The following is a 20,433-nucleotide window of genomic DNA, read 5'->3' on the forward strand; positions in this document are numbered from 1 at the left end:
GCCGGGTGGGTCGAACCAGCACCCGTCAGACGACCACGCGAAATGCCTCGTCGGCGATCTCCAGTGTTCGCGCGATGTCGTCGCGAGTGAGGGCGGCATTGATGAAGTGGTTGTGGTGAGAGGTCAGAAATACTCCGCGCCGGACGCATTCGGCGATCCAGCGCTGATGCAACACCAGTGACGGGTCATCGGCGATGCGGAGATAGAACAGCGCAGGCTCACCGGAGGCCACCAACGTCAGGCCGTGTCCGGCGGCGACGTCGACGAGACCTTCCGTCAACAAGGAGCCCAGTTCGCGGAACAACGCAGGCGCATCGAGTTCTTTGAGCTTGGCCATCGTCGCCATACCAGCGGCGAACGGAATGGCGCTCATCCAATAGCTACCCGTGTAGGTGATACCGCTGACCGCCGACCGCAAGCTATCCCGGCCGCACAGCGCGGAGACGTTGTAGCCGTTGGCGATCGCCTTGCAGAAGCAAATGAGAACAGCGGAGAATCCATAGTGGTGGTCGCTGCCGGCAAGGTCGAGCCGAAAGCTGGACGCGGTTAGCTCATCATGAAAATCTGGACATGCGTACAGGTCTTTCGATCGCGTAACCCACACACTGTGTGGAGAGGACGGAGAGATGCGATGCACTTCCCTGGTGACTCACCGCGGCTGCGGCGGACATCAGTTCTCGCCTGCTACGCAGCTCAGGGGTTGGGCTACGCGGCGGTAATGACCGCCTTACCAACTTTCCAGCGTCAATGGGACATCAGCGATCAGGGCGTCTCGATCATCCTGCTGGGAACTTGTGTCATGGCCGGACTCGGCTCCCTCTTCGCTGATCTCATCGCAGTTCGGCGAGGCAGTCGAACTGCGGTGTGCGTGGCCCTGATGGTCCAGGTCGCGGCGATTTGCACGGTGACCTTCGCGCCCTCCTTTACCGTATTCATCACCGCCGTAGTCATTTACGGCGTCGGACTGGGAACGATGGACGCATCAGAGAACATGCAGGGAACGCTGCTCGAGGCGGAGTCCGGGCGGCCACTCCTGGGCTTGCTCTACGCCGGCTACACCGCGGCATCAGGATTCGGGGCATTGGCGATGAGCGGATTCCTCAGCGCCAGCGGGGCAGCATCCGGAGCACTCATGGTCGCGGCGATGGTGCAGGCGGCGGTGGCAGTATTGGCCGCTTATGGCCTCGACCCTACGCGCGAAGCGCGCACACCCGAGGCCTCGCCGGGCGATCGCAACGGCGCGGCGGCGATGCCTCGGCTACCTCGCGGATCCATTTGGGCGGTCGGTCTGGTATTGCTTGCGGCCTACATGCTCGATTCGGCGGTGTCCACGTGGAGCACCGTGTACCTCACCGACTCCTTCGACGGTGCAGCCGGACTCGCACCGCTGGGCTACGCCTTGTATCAGAGCACGACCCTGATCTCTCGACTGGCAAGCGACGCCATCAAGAGACGTACCTCATCGGCGCGCCTGGGTGTGTCCGCTACGGCAGTGGGAGTCTTGGGGTGCGTCTTGGTAGCGTCGGTCCCCAGCTTCGGTGGCGCCATCGCGGGCTTCGCGATTGCAGGGATAGCCGGAGGCATCCTCATCCCGCTCACCTTCAGCGCCGCCGGACACATACTTCCAGATCGACGCGACGAGATCATCGCGCGCGTGAACCTGTTCAACTATGCCGGGGTGGTTCTGGGAGCAGTGGCGATCGGGGCCGTGGCAGCAGGATCAACGATCGGCGTTGCCTTTCTCATCCCCGGTGTCGGAATGCTCGCCGTATTGCCCCTGGCCAAACGACTGGGACACAGACGGCCTGCAACACCGGCCGCAGTCGGTGCGTGATTTTGTACCGATCGACCGGTGCTCGGCAGACCGCGAGACCCGGGTTCACCTCCACATCGGCAACCACGAATGCGCAACAGAGGGACCTCGTATGTCGTCCCTACAGAATCGCAGGATCCTGTCCGCTGCCGATATCACCTCATACATGCGCTCCAATTGCGATGTCGGCGTGAACTATCTGGTTCTACTCACCGCTCATATGGCCGAACGTGGACAAGGAACAATCGTGCATCCCCACTCCCTCGCCGGCTGGTACGGAATCCCACTACAGTGCCCTACTCCGCGCCCGAGGCCGCCCTGCGCGTACCGATGAACACCTACCACATCCGAGTATGCCGACAGTCGTATCCGATTCGTCTCGATCTCTCCGGGATTGGTCAGCACCGAATCAGCCAGGGGCGACGGTATGCCAGACCCTGCAGAGATCGACGACGACGACGCTGCCGTACACCTGCTGCGCGCCCTCTCGTCATAAGCCACCTCGTACACTTCTCCTCGCAGTATGGGGTGTTGGTAAGTCTCGGCTGAGTACTTCCGATGCCCGTACGGCACGACGTCCTTCGACCTACCGGTTACTGACCTTCAGACCCAGACCGCAGCGACTTCCGCTGCCACCGACAACGGTGCACACGATGAGGAGCGCATGACCAACAGCCAAACCGGCGAGCGTGGCATTCGTGAGACGAGCCGCCGCCGCCGCCAAGTACTCCTTGACGCAACGATTCGCATCATGGCACGCCAGGGACTGGCTGCGGTCACGCATCGAGCGGTCGCCGCCGAAGCAGGACTACCACCGTCGTCCACGAGCTACTTTTTCGAGTCGATCGACGAGTTGATGGCCGAGGCGGTCGGGGAGGCAATGAACCGAGAAGTCGCCCGGCTCAGCGATCTCGAGAAGGCTGTGTCACAGTCGGGTTCGTCTGGTGGCGCTCTCATCGAGCAGTTCATCGAATTCTTGCGTAGCGACCAGGATCTTCATACGATCGCTCAATTCGAGGTGTACCTCTACGCGTCGCGCAAACCAGAGTTGCGCGAGCGTGTCATCGAGATCATCGACGCAACCCGTCAGGTTGCTCGGCAAGCACTCAATGCCAGCGGGGTACGAGACCCTCTGGCTGCCAACAGCATGCTTGCTCTCATCGACGGATTCTCACTGCATCGCATTGCCAACCCCACCACCGACGACATGGCAAGTCTGCTCCTCGGCCTGCGCGCACTATTGATCGGACTGACCTCACTGGAAGTCGTCGGTGAGACCACTCTGAGCGATCATCGATTCACCAAGTAGGCGCGGATCATGGCCTCGAGTTCGTTCAAGAGGTCCGTATCCGGCCCGTCCGCACTCTCTCCAACGTCACCAAATGCCTCATGCATCACAGCGTCGGCAGCAGCAAACACTGTGCGCGCCACAGTCATACCGCAGTCAGACAATCCGCACACCTGCATCAACTGACACACCTTGACAGCCATTCGGGCCTTGTGGGCACGTCCGAGTCCACCGGGCAGCGCTGCGACGGAGCGCACGATCCGCGCGCTGCGCTCATCGGTGTAGATCGCAGCGATGTGTCCAACAACTTCGGCGACCGGATCGGCGATCTCATCGACTTCGACACGGTCGATGATGTCGTCCATGAACATTTCGATACGCTCGTGATACCGGACCACCAACGCTGCCGAGATCGCATCTCGATCGGGCAGATACTGATGCAAGGCGCCGACAGACAGCCCGGCCTCCTCGGCAACCCTGGTCAACGTGAGTGCCTCGACGCCCTCGCGTCCGGCAATGCGATCTGCAGCTGCGAGTGCCCGACTGACCTTGTCGCGTGATCGCATCTGGATCGGGATGCGCCGGAGCGGCACCGCGGACAGGTCATCGGACCGTGAACACTGCGCGGCGCCCGATAGCGAGTCATCGGGGGCATGATGCACCGGATCACCATAACTGCAGTCGACCGCCCCAATCCATACAATACCAAACTTGACTTTGCTTTCTTATCAGTCGATCCTCATGGCCATGACGACCGAGTGCGAAGAACTGCGTGAAGAAGTCGCCTCGACCTCACGCCACCTGGGAGAACGAGGGCTATTCGTCGGCACGGCGGGGAACATCAGCGCCCGATTGGGCCAGATGGTGGGTATCACCGCGTCAGGTATCGATCTCGTCACCGCAATCGCCGACGATGTCACCGTCGTCGACCTCGCCACCGGCGCAGTGATCAGCGGCGCGCTAGCCCCGAGTTCGGAGATGGAACTGCATCTCGGCGTGTACCGACAGGCGCAATTCGAAGGAATGACCGCTGTGGTGCACGCCCATTCACGATTCGCCACAGCCATGTCGGTGGTATGCGACGAATTGCCCGTCATCCATTACCAGCAATTGTCACTCGGCGGTGCACTGAAGGTGGCGCCATTCGAGACGTTCGGCACAACAGAATTGGCCAGTGCCGTTCATTCGGCGTTGACCGACCGCCTCGCCGCACTCATGGCCAACCACGGTGCTGTGACTCTCGGCAGTGACCTACCCCCGCCGCCGAGAATGCGTTGCTTCTTGAGTGGCTGTCCGAGATGCATTGGCGCGCGAGGGCTGTTGGCGAGCCTCGTACTCTTGACGAGAGTCAGCAGTATCGAGTCATCGAGCACGCCCTGCGCATCGGATACGGCGACACCAAGGAAGTCGGATGACGACCGTTCCGGGGCCGCCGATCGCCACCGGAAGGACCGCCGTCATCTACGAGTGGATTCCCGGACAGGTCCTGAAGGTATTCACCGATGTCCTCGGCACCGAGGCCGCGTCTCTCGAAGTTCGCAACTCCGAGCAGGCTTTCGAGTTGGGCATCACCCCCATTCGTTGTCACGGAGTAGTGGCCCTCGAGGACGGGCGCATCGGCGTCGCGTTCGACCGATTGCATGGTGCCGCCCTGACCACTGTCGCCGAGCGACGCCCGTACCTCATACCCTCGGTTGCCCGCCGGCTTGCACATGTTCACGCCTTCATACACTCCACAACGGGCCAGGCGTTCCGAGATATTTGTGACATCGCCGTCAACTTGCTCGATACCGAGGCGTTCGCGCCGCTTACCGTCGTCGAGCGAGATGACCTGCGCACGCACATTCACGCGATGCCATCCGGAAACGCCGTGTTGCACCTTGACTTCCACCCCCTCAATGTCTTCGAACACGGCGAAGGCCTTGCCACCATCGATTGGCAGTCGACCGCTTCGGGAGATCCGGCGGCCGATGTGGCCGCCACCATCGTCCTGTTCACCGAAGCTGAACCGTTCCCCGGTATCTCCACATTGCAACGCATTGTCTACCAATCGGTTCAACGGTTGATGCTACGAAGCTATCTCGCCGAGTACCAACGGCTCACCGGAATCGGTCCCGACCGAATCACTCCGTGGATGACCACCGCGCGCGTTCTGCGCCTGGGGTGGCTCGATGTGGAGAGCGAGCGAGATGCCCTCCTGAAGAGGATATGTGCCGACACGCTGAGGAGTGCCCGATGACCCGCGCACCGCACCTACGCCGCCATGATTTCAGCGGTCGCACAACGACGGTCGACGTCCTGGTCATCGGTGGCGGCATCACCGGTGCGGCAGTCGCCTATGAGGCGGCGAGCCGCGGACTCGACTTCGCGCTCGTCGAGCGGTCCGACTTCGGCGGTGCGACCTCGGCGGCGACCGGCAAACTGATCCACGGCGGACTGCGATACCTCAAGCAATTCGATGTTCGACTGGTGCGCGAGTCCCTGGCGGAGCGGCGGACCCTGATGTCGATCGCCCCTAACCCGGTCTCACCGATTCCGATGGTGCTGCCCGATCCCGGCATCGTCGAACGCGTGGGACTGAACTGTCTACGAACTCCTTTCGGTCGACCGCAACCGAATCAGTGAACCCACCAAACACATTCCACGGCATGGAATCCTCGATCACAATGAACTCACCGCACGTGGCCTGACTGACCTGCATTCCGGCGCACTGTTCCACGACGCAATGATGGCCTTCCCCGAACGTCTCACCCTGGCCTTCCTGCGCAGTGCCGTCGAGCACGGCGCACTCATCGCCAATGGTGTTGCAGTGCAGACAATCATCGGCGGCGGCGGACGGGTGTTCGGGGCACATGTCTGCGATCAGCTGACCGGTCAGGTCGGTGAGGTACGCGCCCGCGTCACCGTCAATGCCACCGGACCATGGGCACGTGATGTGTTGGCGGGCAGCCCGCTGACCGAAAGTATCGCGGGGCCGCCGCCGACGGTCCGGTCCGAAGGCATCTACCTCGTCACCCGCGAACTGTCGACGACAATGGTGCTCACCGTTTCCGGGCACGGACATTTCAGTTTCGCGCCGTGGCGTGGACTCTCACTGATCGGGCCTACAGAGACCCCCTATCGGGACGCGGTCGAGGACTGGCGGCTGACCCATGCGTCGATCGAGGCGTTCCTCGAGGAGATCAACTCCGCATCGATGGTTCCGGTCCGACTCGGTCTCGACGATGTGGTCGCGGCCTATGGCGGCTTGCGACCGCTGACCGAGCAGAACGGGGAGGACACCTACAACGCCAGTCGCGCTTCAGAACTCGTCGACCACCGCAGGGACGGACTCGCCGGCATCGTCACCGCGACGGGCGGCAAGTACATCAGTTCGAGGGCCTTTGTGCAGAAGGCGGTCACCGCCCTGGCCAAGCGAGAGGGTCTGACGATACGTCGGAGTTCCAGCGCAACAACACTTCTCGCCGGCTGCCTGCCCACCGGCGAGCACACTCGCCACGCCGGCGGGATCGACGAACGGACGGTCGCGATCGTCGAGCAGATCTACGGCGCCGACGCCGACGACGTGCTGGCGGCGGCCATCGAACGCCCGATTCTGGCGCGCACGGTCACCCACGACGGCATCCCCCTGGCGGCCGTGGCCCACTCCGCGCGACACGAATCGCCACGCACCCTTCTCGATCTGTTGCTGCGACGCACCGGCATCGGAACCGTCGGCCGGCCCGCCGACGACGACCTCGCCGAGATGGCACAGATCGCAGGCGCCGAGCTCGGATGGGACGCGGCGCGGATCACCCGAGAGATCGCCGATGCGCGCGCCGGCCTGGGCGTCCCGGTGGATTGACCGAGAGACGGGAATAGGTCCTGGCGGGTCGGCCTTGACAGGGAAATGAGTACACACGAGATCACTCTCGAGAACTTCGGAGCCACTGTCGAACAGGAAGGAATCGTGCTTCTCGATTTCTGGGCCGGCTGGTGCGGGCCCTGCCGCCAGTTCGCGCCGGTCTTCGACAAGGCCGCCCAAGCCCACCCCGACATCACCTTCGGCAAGATCGACACCGAGGCGCAGCAGCAGCTCGCCGGGAGCCTGGGCATCCGGTCGATCCCCACGCTGATGGCCTTCCGCGACGGCGTCCTCGTCTTCAATCAGCCGGGCGCTCTGCCCGCAGCGCAGTTCGAGCAGCTCATCGACGCCGTCGAGGGTCTCGACATGGATGAGGTCCGCGCAGAGATCGCCAAGTCGGAATCGGATCAGGCGTCGTCCTGAACCATCACGCGGTCGGGGACCCGCCCTGCTCGAAGAAACTACACCCACCGATCACTCATGGGACATCACTGGCTGGTAAGCGATTCAGATCCAGGTGCGGCGAACCCCGTGTCAGCAACGAGCACATGATCTGCCCGCGGAACCGGCGTTGATCTCTGCTATCAGCGAAATTTCGCGTCGATCGGGATGACGGGGCACCGCAATGCCCGCGCTGCACGCGATTCGCGCGGTCGGCGCCACGCCGCCCGATATCACCAGCGCCGACTTGTCCCTGCGGGCGTTCACCGGACGATTCGCCTGTCCAGACCCGCGCGCGCAGGCACCGTCGGACAAGCAACGTGCCCCGATCCTCACCGAGGATCGGGGCACGTCGGGTGATGTTCTACTTGACGCCGCTGACGATGTACTGCAGCACAGCGAGCACAGTGTCGTTGGATTGAATCGCGCTCCACAAGATGTTGTCGATCATGATGGCTCCCCCTTTCGCGTGAGACAGGACCATAGAATACCGAACAAACCTGACGGTTGAACCCGAGGTTGTAACGGTCGAGCAACTATCGAGTCGACACCGATCGGGGTCTTACCGTTTTGGACGTACGCCGTGATAGCTCCCACGCCGCGCGATAACCGGCCAGAGCACTCTCGACGACCGCCCTCGCGAGGAACCAGAACGTCCGCCCGTGGGCACGAACGTCTGGAGACCGTCGGTCTGCGAATCGAGTACCAACCCACCGTCGGGGTGGCGGGTGGTACGCCCGCGTCCGGGCGCTCGGTAGATGGGCGCGGGCGTTGTGGGCGACCGGCGGTCGGGGCGTTTACGCGCCGAGGACCTCAGCGAATCGGTGGCGACGTCGCCCATAGCGAAGATGTTCGGATACAACGGGTTCTGCAGGGTCGGCGTCTCCTGCACGACGCCCTCGTCGTCGAGCAGCGCAGTGGGCAGCCCGTCGGTTTTGGCAGCGGCCCGCCCGACCGCCCACAGCACGAGGTCGCCTGTGCCGGGGGCTGGCCGGTGGACCAGTCCACCGTGCCCCCGTCGAGTCCGGCTTTGTCGTCGTCGGGGGACGACTCGATGGTCGGGGTGCAGTCGAACCGCTGCGTGTTCAAGCCGGCCATCGACGTAAGTGTCAGGTGCGCCGATGATACGTCCGCAGCGGTGTTGGGCCGGGAAAATACCAGCCCACCTTGGTATCCGGACTGTGTGCGGCACTGTTGGCGGCCACACTCACCGCCGACGCCTCGCCGCCGACGCCTCGCCGCCGACGACGACGATCACCGCACGCGCCGGGCGGACCTGCCGATGATGGTCGGCCAATCCCGCGGACACCTAGTCCTCATCGCCGAATCGGGTCCGCAGGCGGTCTGATCACAGAGCACCGGATAGAGCCAGTCCTCATGATGGAGCCCGGGAAAACCCTTGGTCCAGTTGACCGTCGCTCCGGATCGGCCATTCGAAGACCAGCGCGGTGAGCAACCGGCAGTGCACCGCTGCGACTTCCGCGCCGCGATCGACCCACCACCACGCCACCCACGGCGGCGCGATCCCGCTCCACTATGCGTCGTAGAGGTTCTCATTGTGTTGTGCCCGCATGGAGATGCAAGATCGCCAGCGTCACGAGCACGTCGTCGCACAGCGCTTCAGCCATGGCATCACTACGCCCCCGATCGATCTACAGATCGACATGCACCCCGGTGAGCTTCTCCGCGCACTCCCACAGCTGCCTGCCCAGTGCGGGGTCGGTGGCCTTCTCGGCCAACGGGATCTGGACCGGTGGACCGCTGAACCCGATGGCGCCACGCGGGCCGTAGTACTGACCACCGAGAACCGCCGGATCGGTGGCGGCACGCACGGTGACGAGCGACCCGCCGGAGGCTTCCATGATGAAGGTGCGCCGCAGCCAGCGCAGTGACGGTGTGGTGAACAGCCACTGCAGGACTGCGTTCTGATCGCGCATGACACCGGACTGTGTGGCGCCGGGATGCGCGGCCACCGACAGGGCACGCTGCCCGGCGCGGGTAAGTCGCCGCTGCAGTTCGACCGCATACACCAGCTGGGCGAACTTGGCGCGGGAGTAGGCACGCGCGGCGGTGAACCCGCGGTCCATGCTCAGGTCATCAAAGTCGATGAGACCCGCGCGATACACCTTGGAACCGACCGTCACCACGCGCCCGGCCTCGGCCGCGGTCACCGCCCCGAGCAACAAGGCGTTGAACGCGTAGTGGCCGAGAAAGTTGGTGCCGAAGTCCATCTCGAAGCCGTCCACGGTGAGTTCGCGACGCTGGCGCATCAGGCCCGCATTGTCGACGACGATGTCAATGACCGGGTACTCGGCGCAGAGCTTCTCCGCGCATTCCCTTACCGACGCAAGATCACTGAGGTCCAGGCGGGCGATGTCGAGGTCGGCGTATGGCGTGCTTGCCGCGATGCTGTCACGAGCCTCGGCTGCGGAGCGAGGGTTGCGGCAGGCCAGTACCACCCGCGCACCCAATCCGGCGAGCTGACGTGCGGTCTCCAACCCGATCCCGGAGTTGGCGCCGGTCACCACCGCCACCCGCCCGTGCTGCGAGGGTGCGTCCGCCAGACCCCAACCCTTACCGCGCATCGTTGCCCCCTGACCTGTGGTGTGCCCTTTGGGTATCACACAGCGTAATTGTCGGTACCGGGATGGGCGGTTCCGACGCGATGGCGACACAATGTGGAGGTGCCGCCCGAGTGTGTACCCCCGTCGCCGTCGCGTGTCACGCGAGTGCGGTCGGCACTCGCGTACGCAGTCATGGGTCTGTGCGTCGTGCTCGGGCTCGCGGCCTGCGCGGGCACCCACGACGCGGCGCAACCCCCAGTGCCCGTGGCACCCGCCGGACTCCGGATTCAGCGCTTCGCCTACCCGGTGCCCCACCCCGATCCAACTCAGAACTGGATGGATCTGTATCTCCCCGACCATCAACGCCCGAGCCGGATACCGGTGGTGATCCTGATCCACGGTGGTGGATGGAGCAAGACCGTCGGTGCAGGCAGCTTCAACGTCTTCGCCGCCACCCTCGCCGACCGCGGCGTGGCGGTATTCAACGTCGAGTACCGACGTGTGGGCAGCGGCGGTGGCTGGCCGAGCACGTTCTCCGACGTCGCCGCCGCTGTCAATGACATCCCAGCCGTGGCCCGGAACTACCCGATCATCGATACACGACGATCCGTGGTGGTCGGCCACTCGGCAGGCGCCCAGCTCGCGGTATGGACGGCCACCCGCGATTACCGCAACGTCGGTGAACTCGGCGTACCGGTGAGATATCGTCCCGCGGCGGCGATATCGATCGCCGGGCCGCTCGATATGCGTCGTGCCGCAGCGCTCGGCGACCGCAATGTGATTCGGGTACTCGGCGGCCCGCCGCAGCGGGTTCCACGTCGGTACTCCGCTGTCGATCCGATCCAGAATCTCGACCCGCAAATCCCCGTACTCGGGATCGTCGGCGGCCTCGACACCACCGTGCCGGCGAGTCTCACCCAGGATTACCTCACCGCGGACACCGCGGGCGGCGGCAAATCCCGACTCATAATCTTTGCCGGACAAACACATTCGTCGATTGTTTCGCCGTCGTCGAGAACCTTCGATCGCCTCGTGGACGAGATCGTCGCCGCGGTCGGCCTGGCGGCGCCGACCCACGACGGCCGCTGATCGAATGCCCGCACACGAATACAGATTCCACGTGAGCAGACCTCGACCCGAGTGCCGGGTTTTTCGGGCAACGTGGTGCAGTCTGTCTTCGTATGGCACAGCCGCAGTGGTCGAGAGACCACCGGCGATGCCGCTCAGGCGAGGACAGTCTCCTTCTGCTCGGGAGCGGCGCTGAACTCCCCAGCCGGCGCGAACCGGGCCAGCACATCGTCGGCGGGCTCGCCGGCCACGGCGGAGATAAAGCCCAACACGTCGTCGCGAGACTTCAACGACAGCAACGGATTCGGGTCGGACAGCAGGCCGAACAAAGCGGAGGCAATGTCGGTGTTCACCGCCGCCGCCGGGAACGCGAGCTCGAGGTGGGTGGCGAAGTCCGGATCGCCGAGGTACAGACGGGTGACCTCGGTGGCCGCGTGACCGCGTCGCTCCCAGTGCTTTTCGAACTCGTTGATCAGCCAGCGTTCGTCGAGGGCGGCGTTCGGGTCGTCGGCCAACCGGGCGCGAGCCGCCTTCACCAGTTCGGCGACCTGGATCAGGGCGTTCGCCGCACCCTGACCCGCAACCGGGTCGACGGCGATCGCGGTGTCACCGATGGCGGCGACCACATGACCACTCGCGGTGTGTCCGACGGCCTTACGAACCGTCGGGGTCACCGCGCCGGTCAGCCAGGAGTACGGGTCGGACTCGATTACCTGCAGTTGCGAGACCACCGGGGCGTCCTTCGGGAAGAACTTCTCGAAGATGTCGAGGACGGTCTGGCGTGCCGATCGTGCGTCGACGACGTTGTCGATGAGCGGAGCCCACTGCCCGTCGGGCTTGGCGAACACGATCAACGACCACGTCGATCCGGCATCCTTGTGCAGGAATGGGCCGACGAAGATCTCACCGTTGTCGCTGTCGAGATTGAACAGAGAGTGCTGCCCGCCCTCGCGCGAGCGGTAGGCGAATGTGCGTGGGCCGTGGTCGACACCCTCGAGGGTCACCTGCAGAAGCCGGCGCTGCGGCTCGTGATACCGCGTGCGCGATTCGTCGACCTCGAACAGTGCCGACAGGCCACCCTTGCCGGTGGCCACGAGGGTGACGTCGTGGGCACCGGCGATCTCGTCGAGGCGAGCGGCGTCGATATGCCCCACCTCGAGGCGCCCGCCACGGTCCAGGACACGGCCGAGCCGGTCGTCGGCCCGCAAGCGCAGATCCACCGCCTGCGCGACATAGCCGTAGTCGGGATTGAATGCGAGCACATCGGCGCGCTCCTCGCCGCTACCCGCGTGCAGGCGAACACTGATGCCGGTGGTGTTACCGACCTCGTAAAGATCCTCGATGATCTCCTCGTCCCACTCCCGCGGCGCGCCGAACAGCACGCCTACCCCTGTGGCCGGCACCTTGTCACGGAGTTCTTCGCGGTTGCGGTCGCTGTAGAGGGTGACGTCGAAACCGGCGTCGGCGAACCCGAGTGCTGCGCTGGTCCCGGCCAGTCCGGCGCCCACGATGGCCACCGATCTCCTCGATGCTCCCCCGGTGTGCTGATCTGTCATGTGTTGTCCTCTCCTTGTCGAACTCGTGGTCCGCCCGGATTCGATGTCGCAGATCACGCGCCGCGCGTGGCCCGAGCGGGCAGGCGCCAGCCAGACTGCCGCGTCCGCAGGAAGGGCAACAGGATTTTGTTCAGTGCAATCCCATCGGGCCGCCGGCAGGGAAAGATGACGTCAGGGCGACATCCATCACAAGAGCACATGTCGGATTTGTGAAATTCATGTGATGTTCTTCACTCGAAACGTATGTCCAGAATCATCCCAGCGACCCGCAAGGGTAGCGCTGATACTGTGACGCTTGATCACGGATAGATCACGACGGTCGACGGATGCGACGACGCATCCGCACGTCGTCGGCCGTGTCGTGGGAGACCGCCCCCCACGCAGCGTGGCGATCATCCAGCCCGAGCAGCCGTTCGAGAGTTGAGGAATGACGACAGCACTCACGCGCGCGACCACCACCGGCGTGCAGACGCAGGCACCTTCGGCCACCGCCCCGTCCGTCGGGCAGCGCTCCAAGCGGGCCTACCTGCACCACGTCGATCTCATCCGCGCGACGACGTTCTCGCTCGTCATCTTTGTCCACTGCCTCACCCAGACCACTGACGAGTTCACCAGCCTGCCGGTCAACTCCACCTCAATTCTGTTGCACTTCACACGCAACACCTTCTTCGCGCTCACCGGCTTCGTGCTGATGTACCAGAACTTCGACAAGCGTGACTTCTCGACACTGTCGTTCTGGCGTCGCCGCATCAAGCTCGTGATCTTCCCCTACGTGATCTGGTCGTTCATCTACTGGGTCGTCGAGGACATGTGGGTACACGGACGACTGCGCGAGGTCCCGACGAGCCTCAACGAGTTCGGTGCACTCGCGATGTGGGGCCTCTCGGGCTTCCAGATGTACTTCTTGTTCGTGATGTTGCAGGTCTATCTGCTCTTCCCGTTGGTTCTGTGGCTGGTGCGGGCCACCGTGGGCAAGCACAAGTGGGTGCTGCTGGCCAGCCTCGCCGCACAACTCGCGATCACTGTCACCATCACCTACTGGGAGCCGCCGGCCTCGATCGCCACGTACTGGTGGCATAACTACGCGACCTTCGTCCCGTACCAGTTCTTCATTTTCTACGGGGCCATTGCCGCGGTGCATCGCGACGAGATCGGACACTGGCTGTCCGGTAAGGGCTGGTGGCTGTTCGGCGCATTGTTGGCCACGGCCGCCCTCGCCCTGGGCACCTACCTCTACGGGGTGTGGTACGAGGGAAAGCCGGTGCACGACTACAATTCCGCGTTCCACCCCGCGCTCGTGCCGTTTCTCGTCGTGGCAATGACGTGCCTGTATGCGGTGGCCGCACAGTGGGGTGGGCACTGGCGCGAGATGACGCCGCGATTCGCCCGTGCGGTGTCGTTCGCCTCCAACCGGTCCTTCAGCGTGTTCCTCTGCCACGTACTGGTGTTGTTCTTCATCCTGTACCCGCAGATGAACGGCAGGCCCGCGATGCTGGTTCTCGTCGGCGAGCCCTGGAGCACCTTCGTGGTGTACCTGCTGACCCTGGCCGCCTCGCTGCTCCTCGTCGAGTTACTGCGCCGCCTTCCGGGATCGCTCTACGTGACCGGACGCCCACGCCTGCCGATCCCGATGCCGTGGCGTCGGGATCGATAAATCGCAGAGCTGACCGGGCGCACCAGCGACCACTGGCCGAAAGCGGGACCGGGCGAGGCGCCTGGTGGATCGTCCTCGGACACATGGCGGTCACGATCGGCGCTACCGACAAAGACCAAGTGGCGCCGCGAAGTTCGTAGACGGCTCGTAACGATGGGCGGCTATGACTGTCCTCCGCTCGCGAATTCGCCCATCTCACCGACGATCTGGTCTATACGCTGCGTGCGATCCATCAGCGCGGGCAGCGACGGTGTCGACGGCCGGGCCGGCCCACGCGGTGCGCTCGCCGGACCCGCGGCTCTTCGGATGCCAGCGGCCCGCCCCGCTACCACCAACGCCCTGCCGGTGATCCCGCGATCGTAGCCGAATCAGCCCGAAGCATAACCTGATCGGCGCTCTCACTGTCCGGTCACCGCAGTCACCAATGCCTTCGGGCGGGCGAGCAGCGCCTCACGGATCACGTTGCGCGCCTGTGTGATCACCGAGCACTCGCAGCGCGCATCCACACCGGACGCATCGACACCCAGACTGCGGCACAACGCAATCGCACGCGGGACGTGGAAGTCCTGAGTGATGAGCACCGGACGATCGACGCCGTACACCGTGCGCAGGCGTCGACAGGTGTCGGCGGTATCGAACCCTGCGGGATCGTCAACGATCACCCCCGAGGGCACACCATGCCGCTCGAGATAGGCGCGCATCGCCGCGGGCTCGTCTCCTACGTCGGCAGAACCATTGCCGGAGTTGATGATACGAACTGCCACACCGGATCGGAACAGATCCAGCGCGGTGTCGAGACGGCCCCGCACGTAGTCACCGGGCTCGTCGTCGGAGACCAGCGACCCGAACACGACGAGCGTGGAGCCGCGAGGCACCCGCTCTGGCGCCAGAACACGACCGTGGGCAGCGAAGAACACCCACGTCGCCGCGACGGTGACGACGAGCTCGACGACGATCAGCGCCACCGGGATCGCACGTCGGACCATGCTCCGCAGATCCACCCGCCCACCGTAACCCGGGCCGCTGATGCGGCACCCGGAACCTCCTGCCCCGCATCGAGAGATCTCGTGTGGGCGCCTGCCGCAAGAGGCGGTAGTGTGATGCGAGCCACAGCTCGAGTCAGCAGGAGGGGGTGGCCGCATGCCCTACATGCCAATCACGGAATCGATGTTCCTCATCGCCGAGACCCGCGAGCAGCCGATGCACGTCGGAGGGCTGCAGCTGTTCGTCCCGCGCGCAGGCCAGTCGTCGAATCAGCTGGCCGAGGAGATGACCGAGCGGTTCTGCGCCTGTACCGAGCTGCATTCACTGTTCCGCAAACGCCCGGCGAGTCCGGCCAGCATCATGGGATATACGGCGTGGTCGTTCGACGAGGAGATCGACTTCGACTACCACGTCCGTCGCGCCGTCCTCCCCCGGCCCGGCCGCGTCCGGGAACTGCTGCGTTACGTGTCGCTGCACCACAGCGCGCTGCTCGATCGCAATCGTCCGATGTGGGAGGTGCACGTCGTCGAGGGTCTCGACGACGGCCGCGTCGCGCTCTACACGAAGATCCATCACTCGCTCATCGACGGCGTCTCGGCTCTGCGGATGCTGCAACGGGGCCTGTCCACCGATCCCGACGACCGCAACGGGTCGGCGCCGTGGGATCCGGCGCTCCATCGGCGATCGGGTAAACCCAAGGCGCCGAGCCCTTCCCGCATCCCCGGCCTGTCCGGCGCGGTGGGATTGGCGAGTGCGGCTCTCGGGGTCGGCGGACAGCTCGTCGGCATGGTCCCCGCCACCACCAAGATCGCGTGGACGGCGATGACCAACAAGGACTTCGCCGCACCGTTCCGTCCGGCGCCCAAGACGATCCTCGACGTCCCGATCGGCAGTGCACGCCGGTTCGCCGCCCAGCAGTGGCCCACCGAGCGCCTGCGGGCGGTCGCCCAGCAGATGGACATCACGCTCAACGACGTGGTCATCGCCATGTGCTCGGGTGCGCTGCGGTCCTATCTGATCGACCGCGACGCCCTGCCGTCGGCCCCGCTGATCGCGGCGGTCCCGGTGTCTATGCACCTCGGCGGGGCCGACGGCAAGGACGGCAACTCGATCACCGCGATCCTGGCGAACATGGCCACCGATCAGCCCGACCCCGAGCGGCGGCTGCACACCCTGGTGAGTTCGATGCGCGAATCGAAGAAGGTGATCCGCGGACTCGCCCCGCTCCAGGCGCTCGCGTACGGCGCCGCGACGATCGCCTCGCTGGCGTTCGCCACCATCCCCGGCTTCGTCCGGTACACGCCGCCGCAGTTCAACATCATCATCAGCAACGTGCCGGGCCCGAGTGAGCATATGTACTGGAACGGCGCTCGCCTCGACGGCGTCTACCCGGTATCGGTCGCCATGGAGGGTCTCGCGCTCAACATCACCGTCACCACGACCGCCGAGCACGTGAACTTCGGCCTGATCGGCGCCCGTAAGGAATTGCCGAGCCTGCAGCGGCTGCTGACCCATCTCGACACCGCCCTCGAGGAACTCGAGAAGGTCGCCAATGTCACAACATCCGCTACTGACTAGACAGTAAGTTACTAGCGGGTATTCTTTCCTGGACAACTCTGCAGACCGACCGCACGCTACTTAGGTCAGCCTTGGCAGCGCTTGCACGTCCTCGGCAATTACGGTTAACCCCTAGTAGACGTCGGACCCCGCGCACGTCAGCCCGCGCCGGAAGGTCTCTAGACAACCAGAGAGGGGCCGTGACGCCGTGAATGCCACGACGATCACCATCGGCACGATTGCCGCGGTCATCAGCCTGTTCTGCTGGGCGTTGTTCCTACGCGGCGTGTGGACAATGGTCCGCGCCATCGCACAGGGCCAACGCGTGGACAGTTCACGCTACTTCCCGATCCTCCCGCGACTGTGGACGATGCTCAAGGAGTTCGTCGGCCACACCCGGATGGTGAAGTTCCGAACGGTCGGCTGGGCACACTGGCTGGTGATGTTCGGCTTCCTCATCGGCGCGATTTTCTGGTTCGAGGCCTACGGGCAGATCTTCGACCCGCACTTCCACTGGCCGGTCATCGGTGCCTGGAACATCTACATCTTCGCCGACGAGGTCCTCGGACTCGGCACGGTCATCGGAATCACCGTGTTGATGGTCATCCGCCAGCTCAATCACCCGCGAGTGCCCGAGCGTCTCTCCCGCTTCTCCGGCTCCCGGTTCGGCGCCGCGTACTTCGTCGAGTGGGTGGTGCTGCTCGAGGGTCTGGGCATGGTCTTCGTCAAGACCTTCAAGATCTCGGCAGGCCTCGAGGATCCGCCTATTTGGACCTCCTTCTTCACCCATTACTTCGCGCAGCTCTTTGAAGGGTCGTCGGAGTACTGGGTCACCGGTGCTGCTGTCATCAAGCTGATGAGCGGCATGGTCTGGCTGGCCGTGGTGGGCTCCAACATCAACTGGGGTGTGGCCTGGCACCGCTTTGCCGCGTTCTTCAACATCTATCTCAAGCGCGAGGCCGACGGCGGCGTCGCGCTCGGTGCAGCCAAGCCGATGATGTCGGCCGGCAAGGTCCTCGACATGGAGACCGCCGACCCCGACGTCGACGCCTTCGGCGCCGGCAAGGCCGAGGACTTCTCCTGGAAGGCATGGCTGGACTTCACCACGTGTACCGAGTGCGGCCGTTGCCAGAGTCAGTGCCCGGCATGGAACACCGGAAAACCGTTGAGCCCCAAGCTGCTCATCATGTCGCTGCGTGATCACGCACAGGCCAAGGCGCCCTACCTGATCGCCGGTGGACGCACCGACATGGGCGGCGACGAGGTGGGTCTCGTCGACGCCGACGGCAATCCCGACGAGGCCAAGCTCGCCAAGATCCCCGAGGCCGCGCGTGCCGAGGCCGCCCGCAAGCTGGTCGGTGAGTCGGCGGGCACCGGGGTGATCGACGGTGAACTCGGTGCGGTCATCGACACCGAAACCCTGTGGAGCTGCACCACGTGCGGAGCGTGTGTGGAGCAGTGCCCGGTCGATATCGAGCACGTCGACCACATCATCGACATGCGCCGCTACCAGGTGCTCATCGAGTCGGACTTTCCGACCGAGCTCGCGGGCATGTTCAAGAACCTGGAGAACAAGGGCAACCCGTGGGGCCAGAATGCCTCGGCGCGCACCAACTGGATCGACGAGATGGACATCAAGATCCCGGTGTTCGGCCAGGACGTCGAATCGTTCGAAGGCTTCGAGTACCTGTTCTGGGTGGGTTGTGCCGGCGCCTACGAGGACCGCGCGAAGAAGACCACCAAGGCCGTCGCCGAACTGCTCGACATCGCCGCGGTGAACTTCCTTGTCCTTGGCGAGGGCGAGACCTGTACGGGCGACTCCGCTCGCCGCGCGGGCAACGAGTTCCTGTTCCAGATGTTGGCGCAGCAGAACATCGAGATGATGAACGAGGTCTTCTCGACCGCTCCGCAGCAGCGCAAGAAGATCGTCGTCACCTGCGCGCACTGCTTCAACGCGCTGGGCAACGAATACCCCCAGCTGGGCGCCAAGTACGAGGTCGTACACCACACGCAGCTGCTGAACCGCCTGGTTCGGGAGAAGCGTCTGGTCCCCGTCGCACCGCTGGGTGAGGGCGTGACCTATCACGACCCCTGCTACCTCGGTCGTCACAACAAGGTCTACGACGCCCCGCGCGAGCTGATGGCGGCCTCCGGGTCGAATCTGCGGGAGATGCCGCGACACGGCGAACGATCCATGTGCTGCGGCGCAGGTGGCGCCCGCATGTGGATGGAAGAGCAGATCGGCAAGCGCATCAACATCGACCGGGTCGACGAGGCGCTCGGCACCCTCGGCGACCAGATCGGCGGCGAGGTTCCGCAGAAGGTCGCCACCGGTTGCCCGTTCTGCCGCGTGATGCTCACCGATGGGGTGACCGCGCGGACCTCGGGCACCGAAAACGAGGGCAAGGTCGAGGTCGTCGACGTCGCACAGTTGCTGCTCGAGTCGGTCACGCGGGGGGCCCCCGAGGTCAAGCGTGGTGGACGTTTCCTCGGTCCGATTCCCCAGCCGGCACCGGAGCCGGAGCGCGAGCCCCAGGAGGAGAAGGCCCCCGCCGCGGCCACCGCTTCGGCCGGTACCACGACCGAGGCCACGCCGAAGCCGAAGGTCGGCCTGGGTATGAAGGGCGGCAAGAAGCCCGGAGCTGCCAAGGCCGCCCCCGTGGATTCGGCTGAGGCAAGCTCGGGTGACGCCGCTGCGGCCGAGAAGAAGCCGGCAGCCAAGGGATTCGGAATGAAGGGTGGCAAGAAGCCCGGTGTCGCCGCGAACTCCGCTGCGCCCACACCCGCCGAGCAGGAGTCGTCGGCCGCGGTCGCACCAGCCGAAAAGAAGCCCGCCGCCAAGGGATTCGGAATGAAAGGCGGCAAGAAGCCCGGTGCCGCCGCGAACTCCGCTGCGCCCACACCCGCCGAGCAGGAGTCGTCGGCCGCGGTCGCCGCCACCGCCACCCAATCCGGTGATACGAGCAGCGCTCCGAAGAAGGCCGCAGCCAAGGGCTTTGCGATGAGTGGCGGCAAGAAGCCCATGAAGAAGCCAGGGGGCGCCGCCAAGACTCCGGCGCAGCCGAATGCGTCCGCCGCCGACGCCGCGGTGACCACACCGGCGGAAAACCAGGTGAACGAAGCCGATTCCGCGCCCGACGCCGCGCCGGCCGCCGATACCGAGGCAGCCGGCCCGGTGAGCGCGGTGACCGAGGCGAGTACCGCCAAGGCCAAGGGCTTCGGAATGGCCGCAGGCAAGAAGCGCCCCGGCGCCAAGGCCACAGCCGCACCCTCGGCACCCGCGACAGCGCCCGCTGAGTCGTCGACAGCGCCCGAGGAGACCGCGACAGCGCCTGCCGAGTCGTCGACAGCGCCTGCCGAGTCGTCGACAGCGCCCGCTGAGTCGTCGACAGCGCCTGCCGAGTCGTCGGCAGCGCCCGCTGAGTGGTCGACAGCGCCTGCCGAGGACGAGATATCCGCGGCGTCGTCCAACGGATCATCATCGGACGATCGGACGATTGGCGAGGTCGGTGCCTCGAAGGCCAAGGGCTTCGGATTGGCCGCCGGCAAGAAGCGGCCCGGTCACCGGTCGTGACGATCGACGTCTGAAAGCTCCGCTCGCGACGAGCCCGCCCGGTGAATTCCGGGCGGGCTCGCTGCTTTCGGCTCGTCGAAGGGCGCCGTC

General features: G+C 64.9%; 16 protein-coding genes and 1 pseudogene. 11 read left to right on the plus strand and 6 right to left on the minus strand.

The window, feature by feature from the left end:
* Positions 1 to 25: 25 nt before the first annotated feature.
* Positions 26 to 604: a PLP-dependent aminotransferase family protein gene (locus EF294_RS15000; protein ID WP_246007885.1), complete on the minus strand. Its 579-nt coding sequence runs from the start codon at positions 602 to 604 to the stop codon at positions 26 to 28.
* Between the two features lie 27 nt (positions 605 to 631).
* On the opposite strand from EF294_RS15000, the gene EF294_RS15005 reads away from it, so the two are divergent.
* Together EF294_RS15005 and EF294_RS15010 are read left to right on the plus strand one after the other, a co-directional pair.
* Positions 632 to 1,834 carry an MFS transporter gene (locus tag EF294_RS15005; protein ID WP_123931501.1) on the plus strand — a complete coding sequence of 401 codons (1,203 nt, stop codon included), beginning with the start codon at positions 632 to 634 and terminating at the stop codon, positions 1,832 to 1,834.
* 643 nt (positions 1,835 to 2,477) lie between these two features.
* Entirely contained in the window at positions 2,478 to 3,122 is a 645-nt protein-coding gene (locus tag EF294_RS15010) for a TetR/AcrR family transcriptional regulator (RefSeq protein WP_123931503.1), read from the plus strand.
* On the opposite strand, the gene EF294_RS15015 is transcribed toward EF294_RS15010, so the two are convergent.
* Positions 3,104 to 3,763: a TetR family transcriptional regulator gene (locus tag EF294_RS15015; RefSeq protein WP_246007887.1), complete on the minus strand. Its 660-nt coding sequence runs from the start codon at positions 3,761 to 3,763 to the stop codon at positions 3,104 to 3,106. The two genes, EF294_RS15010 and EF294_RS15015, sit on opposite strands and share 19 nt — an antisense overlap.
* Before the next feature lie 85 nt (positions 3,764 to 3,848).
* On the opposite strand from EF294_RS15015, the pseudogene EF294_RS15020 reads away from it, so the two are divergent.
* From EF294_RS15020 to trxA, 5 genes and pseudogenes are all read left to right on the plus strand, one after another.
* Positions 3,849 to 4,295: pseudogene (locus EF294_RS15020) on the plus strand (class II aldolase/adducin family protein); the annotation flags it as partial.
* Between the two features lie 217 nt (positions 4,296 to 4,512).
* Positions 4,513 to 5,340, plus strand: coding sequence for a phosphotransferase (locus tag EF294_RS15025; RefSeq protein ID WP_123931505.1), 828 nt, complete (start codon positions 4,513 to 4,515; stop codon positions 5,338 to 5,340).
* A complete protein-coding gene (locus EF294_RS22470) occupies positions 5,337 to 5,726 on the plus strand; it encodes an FAD-dependent oxidoreductase (protein WP_281276011.1) in 390 nt (129 codons plus the stop codon). The genes EF294_RS15025 and EF294_RS22470 overlap by 4 nt, the downstream gene beginning before the upstream one ends.
* Positions 5,727 to 5,811: 85 nt before the next feature.
* On the plus strand, positions 5,812 to 6,945 hold the full coding sequence (locus EF294_RS22475; RefSeq protein WP_281276013.1) for an FAD-dependent oxidoreductase: 1,134 nt from the start codon (positions 5,812 to 5,814) through the stop codon (positions 6,943 to 6,945).
* Between the two features lie 45 nt (positions 6,946 to 6,990).
* Positions 6,991 to 7,368, plus strand: coding sequence for a thioredoxin (trxA, locus tag EF294_RS15035; protein WP_123931507.1), 378 nt, complete (start codon positions 6,991 to 6,993; stop codon positions 7,366 to 7,368).
* A 580-nt stretch (positions 7,369 to 7,948) separates the two neighbouring features.
* On the opposite strand, the gene EF294_RS22205 is transcribed toward trxA, so the two are convergent.
* Both EF294_RS22205 and EF294_RS15045 read right to left on the minus strand, forming a co-directional pair.
* Complete coding sequence (locus EF294_RS22205; protein WP_246007888.1) at positions 7,949 to 8,353, minus strand: hypothetical protein; 405 nt, start codon at positions 8,351 to 8,353, stop codon at positions 7,949 to 7,951.
* Positions 8,354 to 9,038: 685 nt separating this feature from the next.
* Positions 9,039 to 9,971 carry an oxidoreductase gene (locus EF294_RS15045; RefSeq protein ID WP_123931509.1) on the minus strand — a complete coding sequence of 311 codons (933 nt, stop codon included), beginning with the start codon at positions 9,969 to 9,971 and terminating at the stop codon, positions 9,039 to 9,041.
* A gap of 171 nt (positions 9,972 to 10,142) precedes the next feature.
* Here EF294_RS15045 and EF294_RS15050 point away from each other — a divergent pair, with 171 nt between their 5' ends.
* Positions 10,143 to 11,039, plus strand: a complete 897-nt coding sequence (locus EF294_RS15050; protein WP_246007889.1) for an alpha/beta hydrolase family protein — start codon at positions 10,143 to 10,145, stop codon at positions 11,037 to 11,039.
* 134 nt (positions 11,040 to 11,173) lie between these two features.
* Here EF294_RS15050 and EF294_RS15055 read toward each other — a convergent pair whose 3' ends face one another.
* The gene (locus EF294_RS15055) at positions 11,174 to 12,574 is read right to left on the minus strand and encodes a styrene monooxygenase/indole monooxygenase family protein (RefSeq protein WP_123931513.1); all 1,401 of its coding nucleotides are present in this window, start codon (positions 12,572 to 12,574) and stop codon (positions 11,174 to 11,176) included.
* Between the two features lie 427 nt (positions 12,575 to 13,001).
* Here EF294_RS15055 and EF294_RS15060 point away from each other — a divergent pair, with 427 nt between their 5' ends.
* Positions 13,002 to 14,228 carry an acyltransferase gene (locus tag EF294_RS15060; protein WP_123931515.1) on the plus strand — a complete coding sequence of 409 codons (1,227 nt, stop codon included), beginning with the start codon at positions 13,002 to 13,004 and terminating at the stop codon, positions 14,226 to 14,228.
* A gap of 398 nt (positions 14,229 to 14,626) precedes the next feature.
* On the opposite strand, the gene EF294_RS15065 is transcribed toward EF294_RS15060, so the two are convergent.
* The gene (locus tag EF294_RS15065) at positions 14,627 to 15,214 is read right to left on the minus strand and encodes a SanA/YdcF family protein (RefSeq protein ID WP_123931726.1); all 588 of its coding nucleotides are present in this window, start codon (positions 15,212 to 15,214) and stop codon (positions 14,627 to 14,629) included.
* Positions 15,215 to 15,368: 154 nt separating this feature from the next.
* Between EF294_RS15065 and EF294_RS15070 the strand changes: the two genes are divergently transcribed.
* The gene (locus EF294_RS15070; RefSeq protein WP_123931517.1) at positions 15,369 to 16,790 is read left to right on the plus strand and encodes a WS/DGAT/MGAT family O-acyltransferase; all 1,422 of its coding nucleotides are present in this window, start codon (positions 15,369 to 15,371) and stop codon (positions 16,788 to 16,790) included.
* A gap of 187 nt (positions 16,791 to 16,977) precedes the next feature.
* Positions 16,978 to 20,343 carry a heterodisulfide reductase-related iron-sulfur binding cluster gene (locus EF294_RS15075; protein ID WP_123931518.1) on the plus strand — a complete coding sequence of 1,122 codons (3,366 nt, stop codon included), beginning with the start codon at positions 16,978 to 16,980 and terminating at the stop codon, positions 20,341 to 20,343.
* Positions 20,344 to 20,433 lie beyond the last annotated feature (90 nt).

The organism is Gordonia oryzae (genome assembly GCF_003797185.1).
GTDB classification, from domain to species: domain Bacteria; phylum Actinomycetota; class Actinomycetes; order Mycobacteriales; family Mycobacteriaceae; genus Gordonia; species Gordonia oryzae.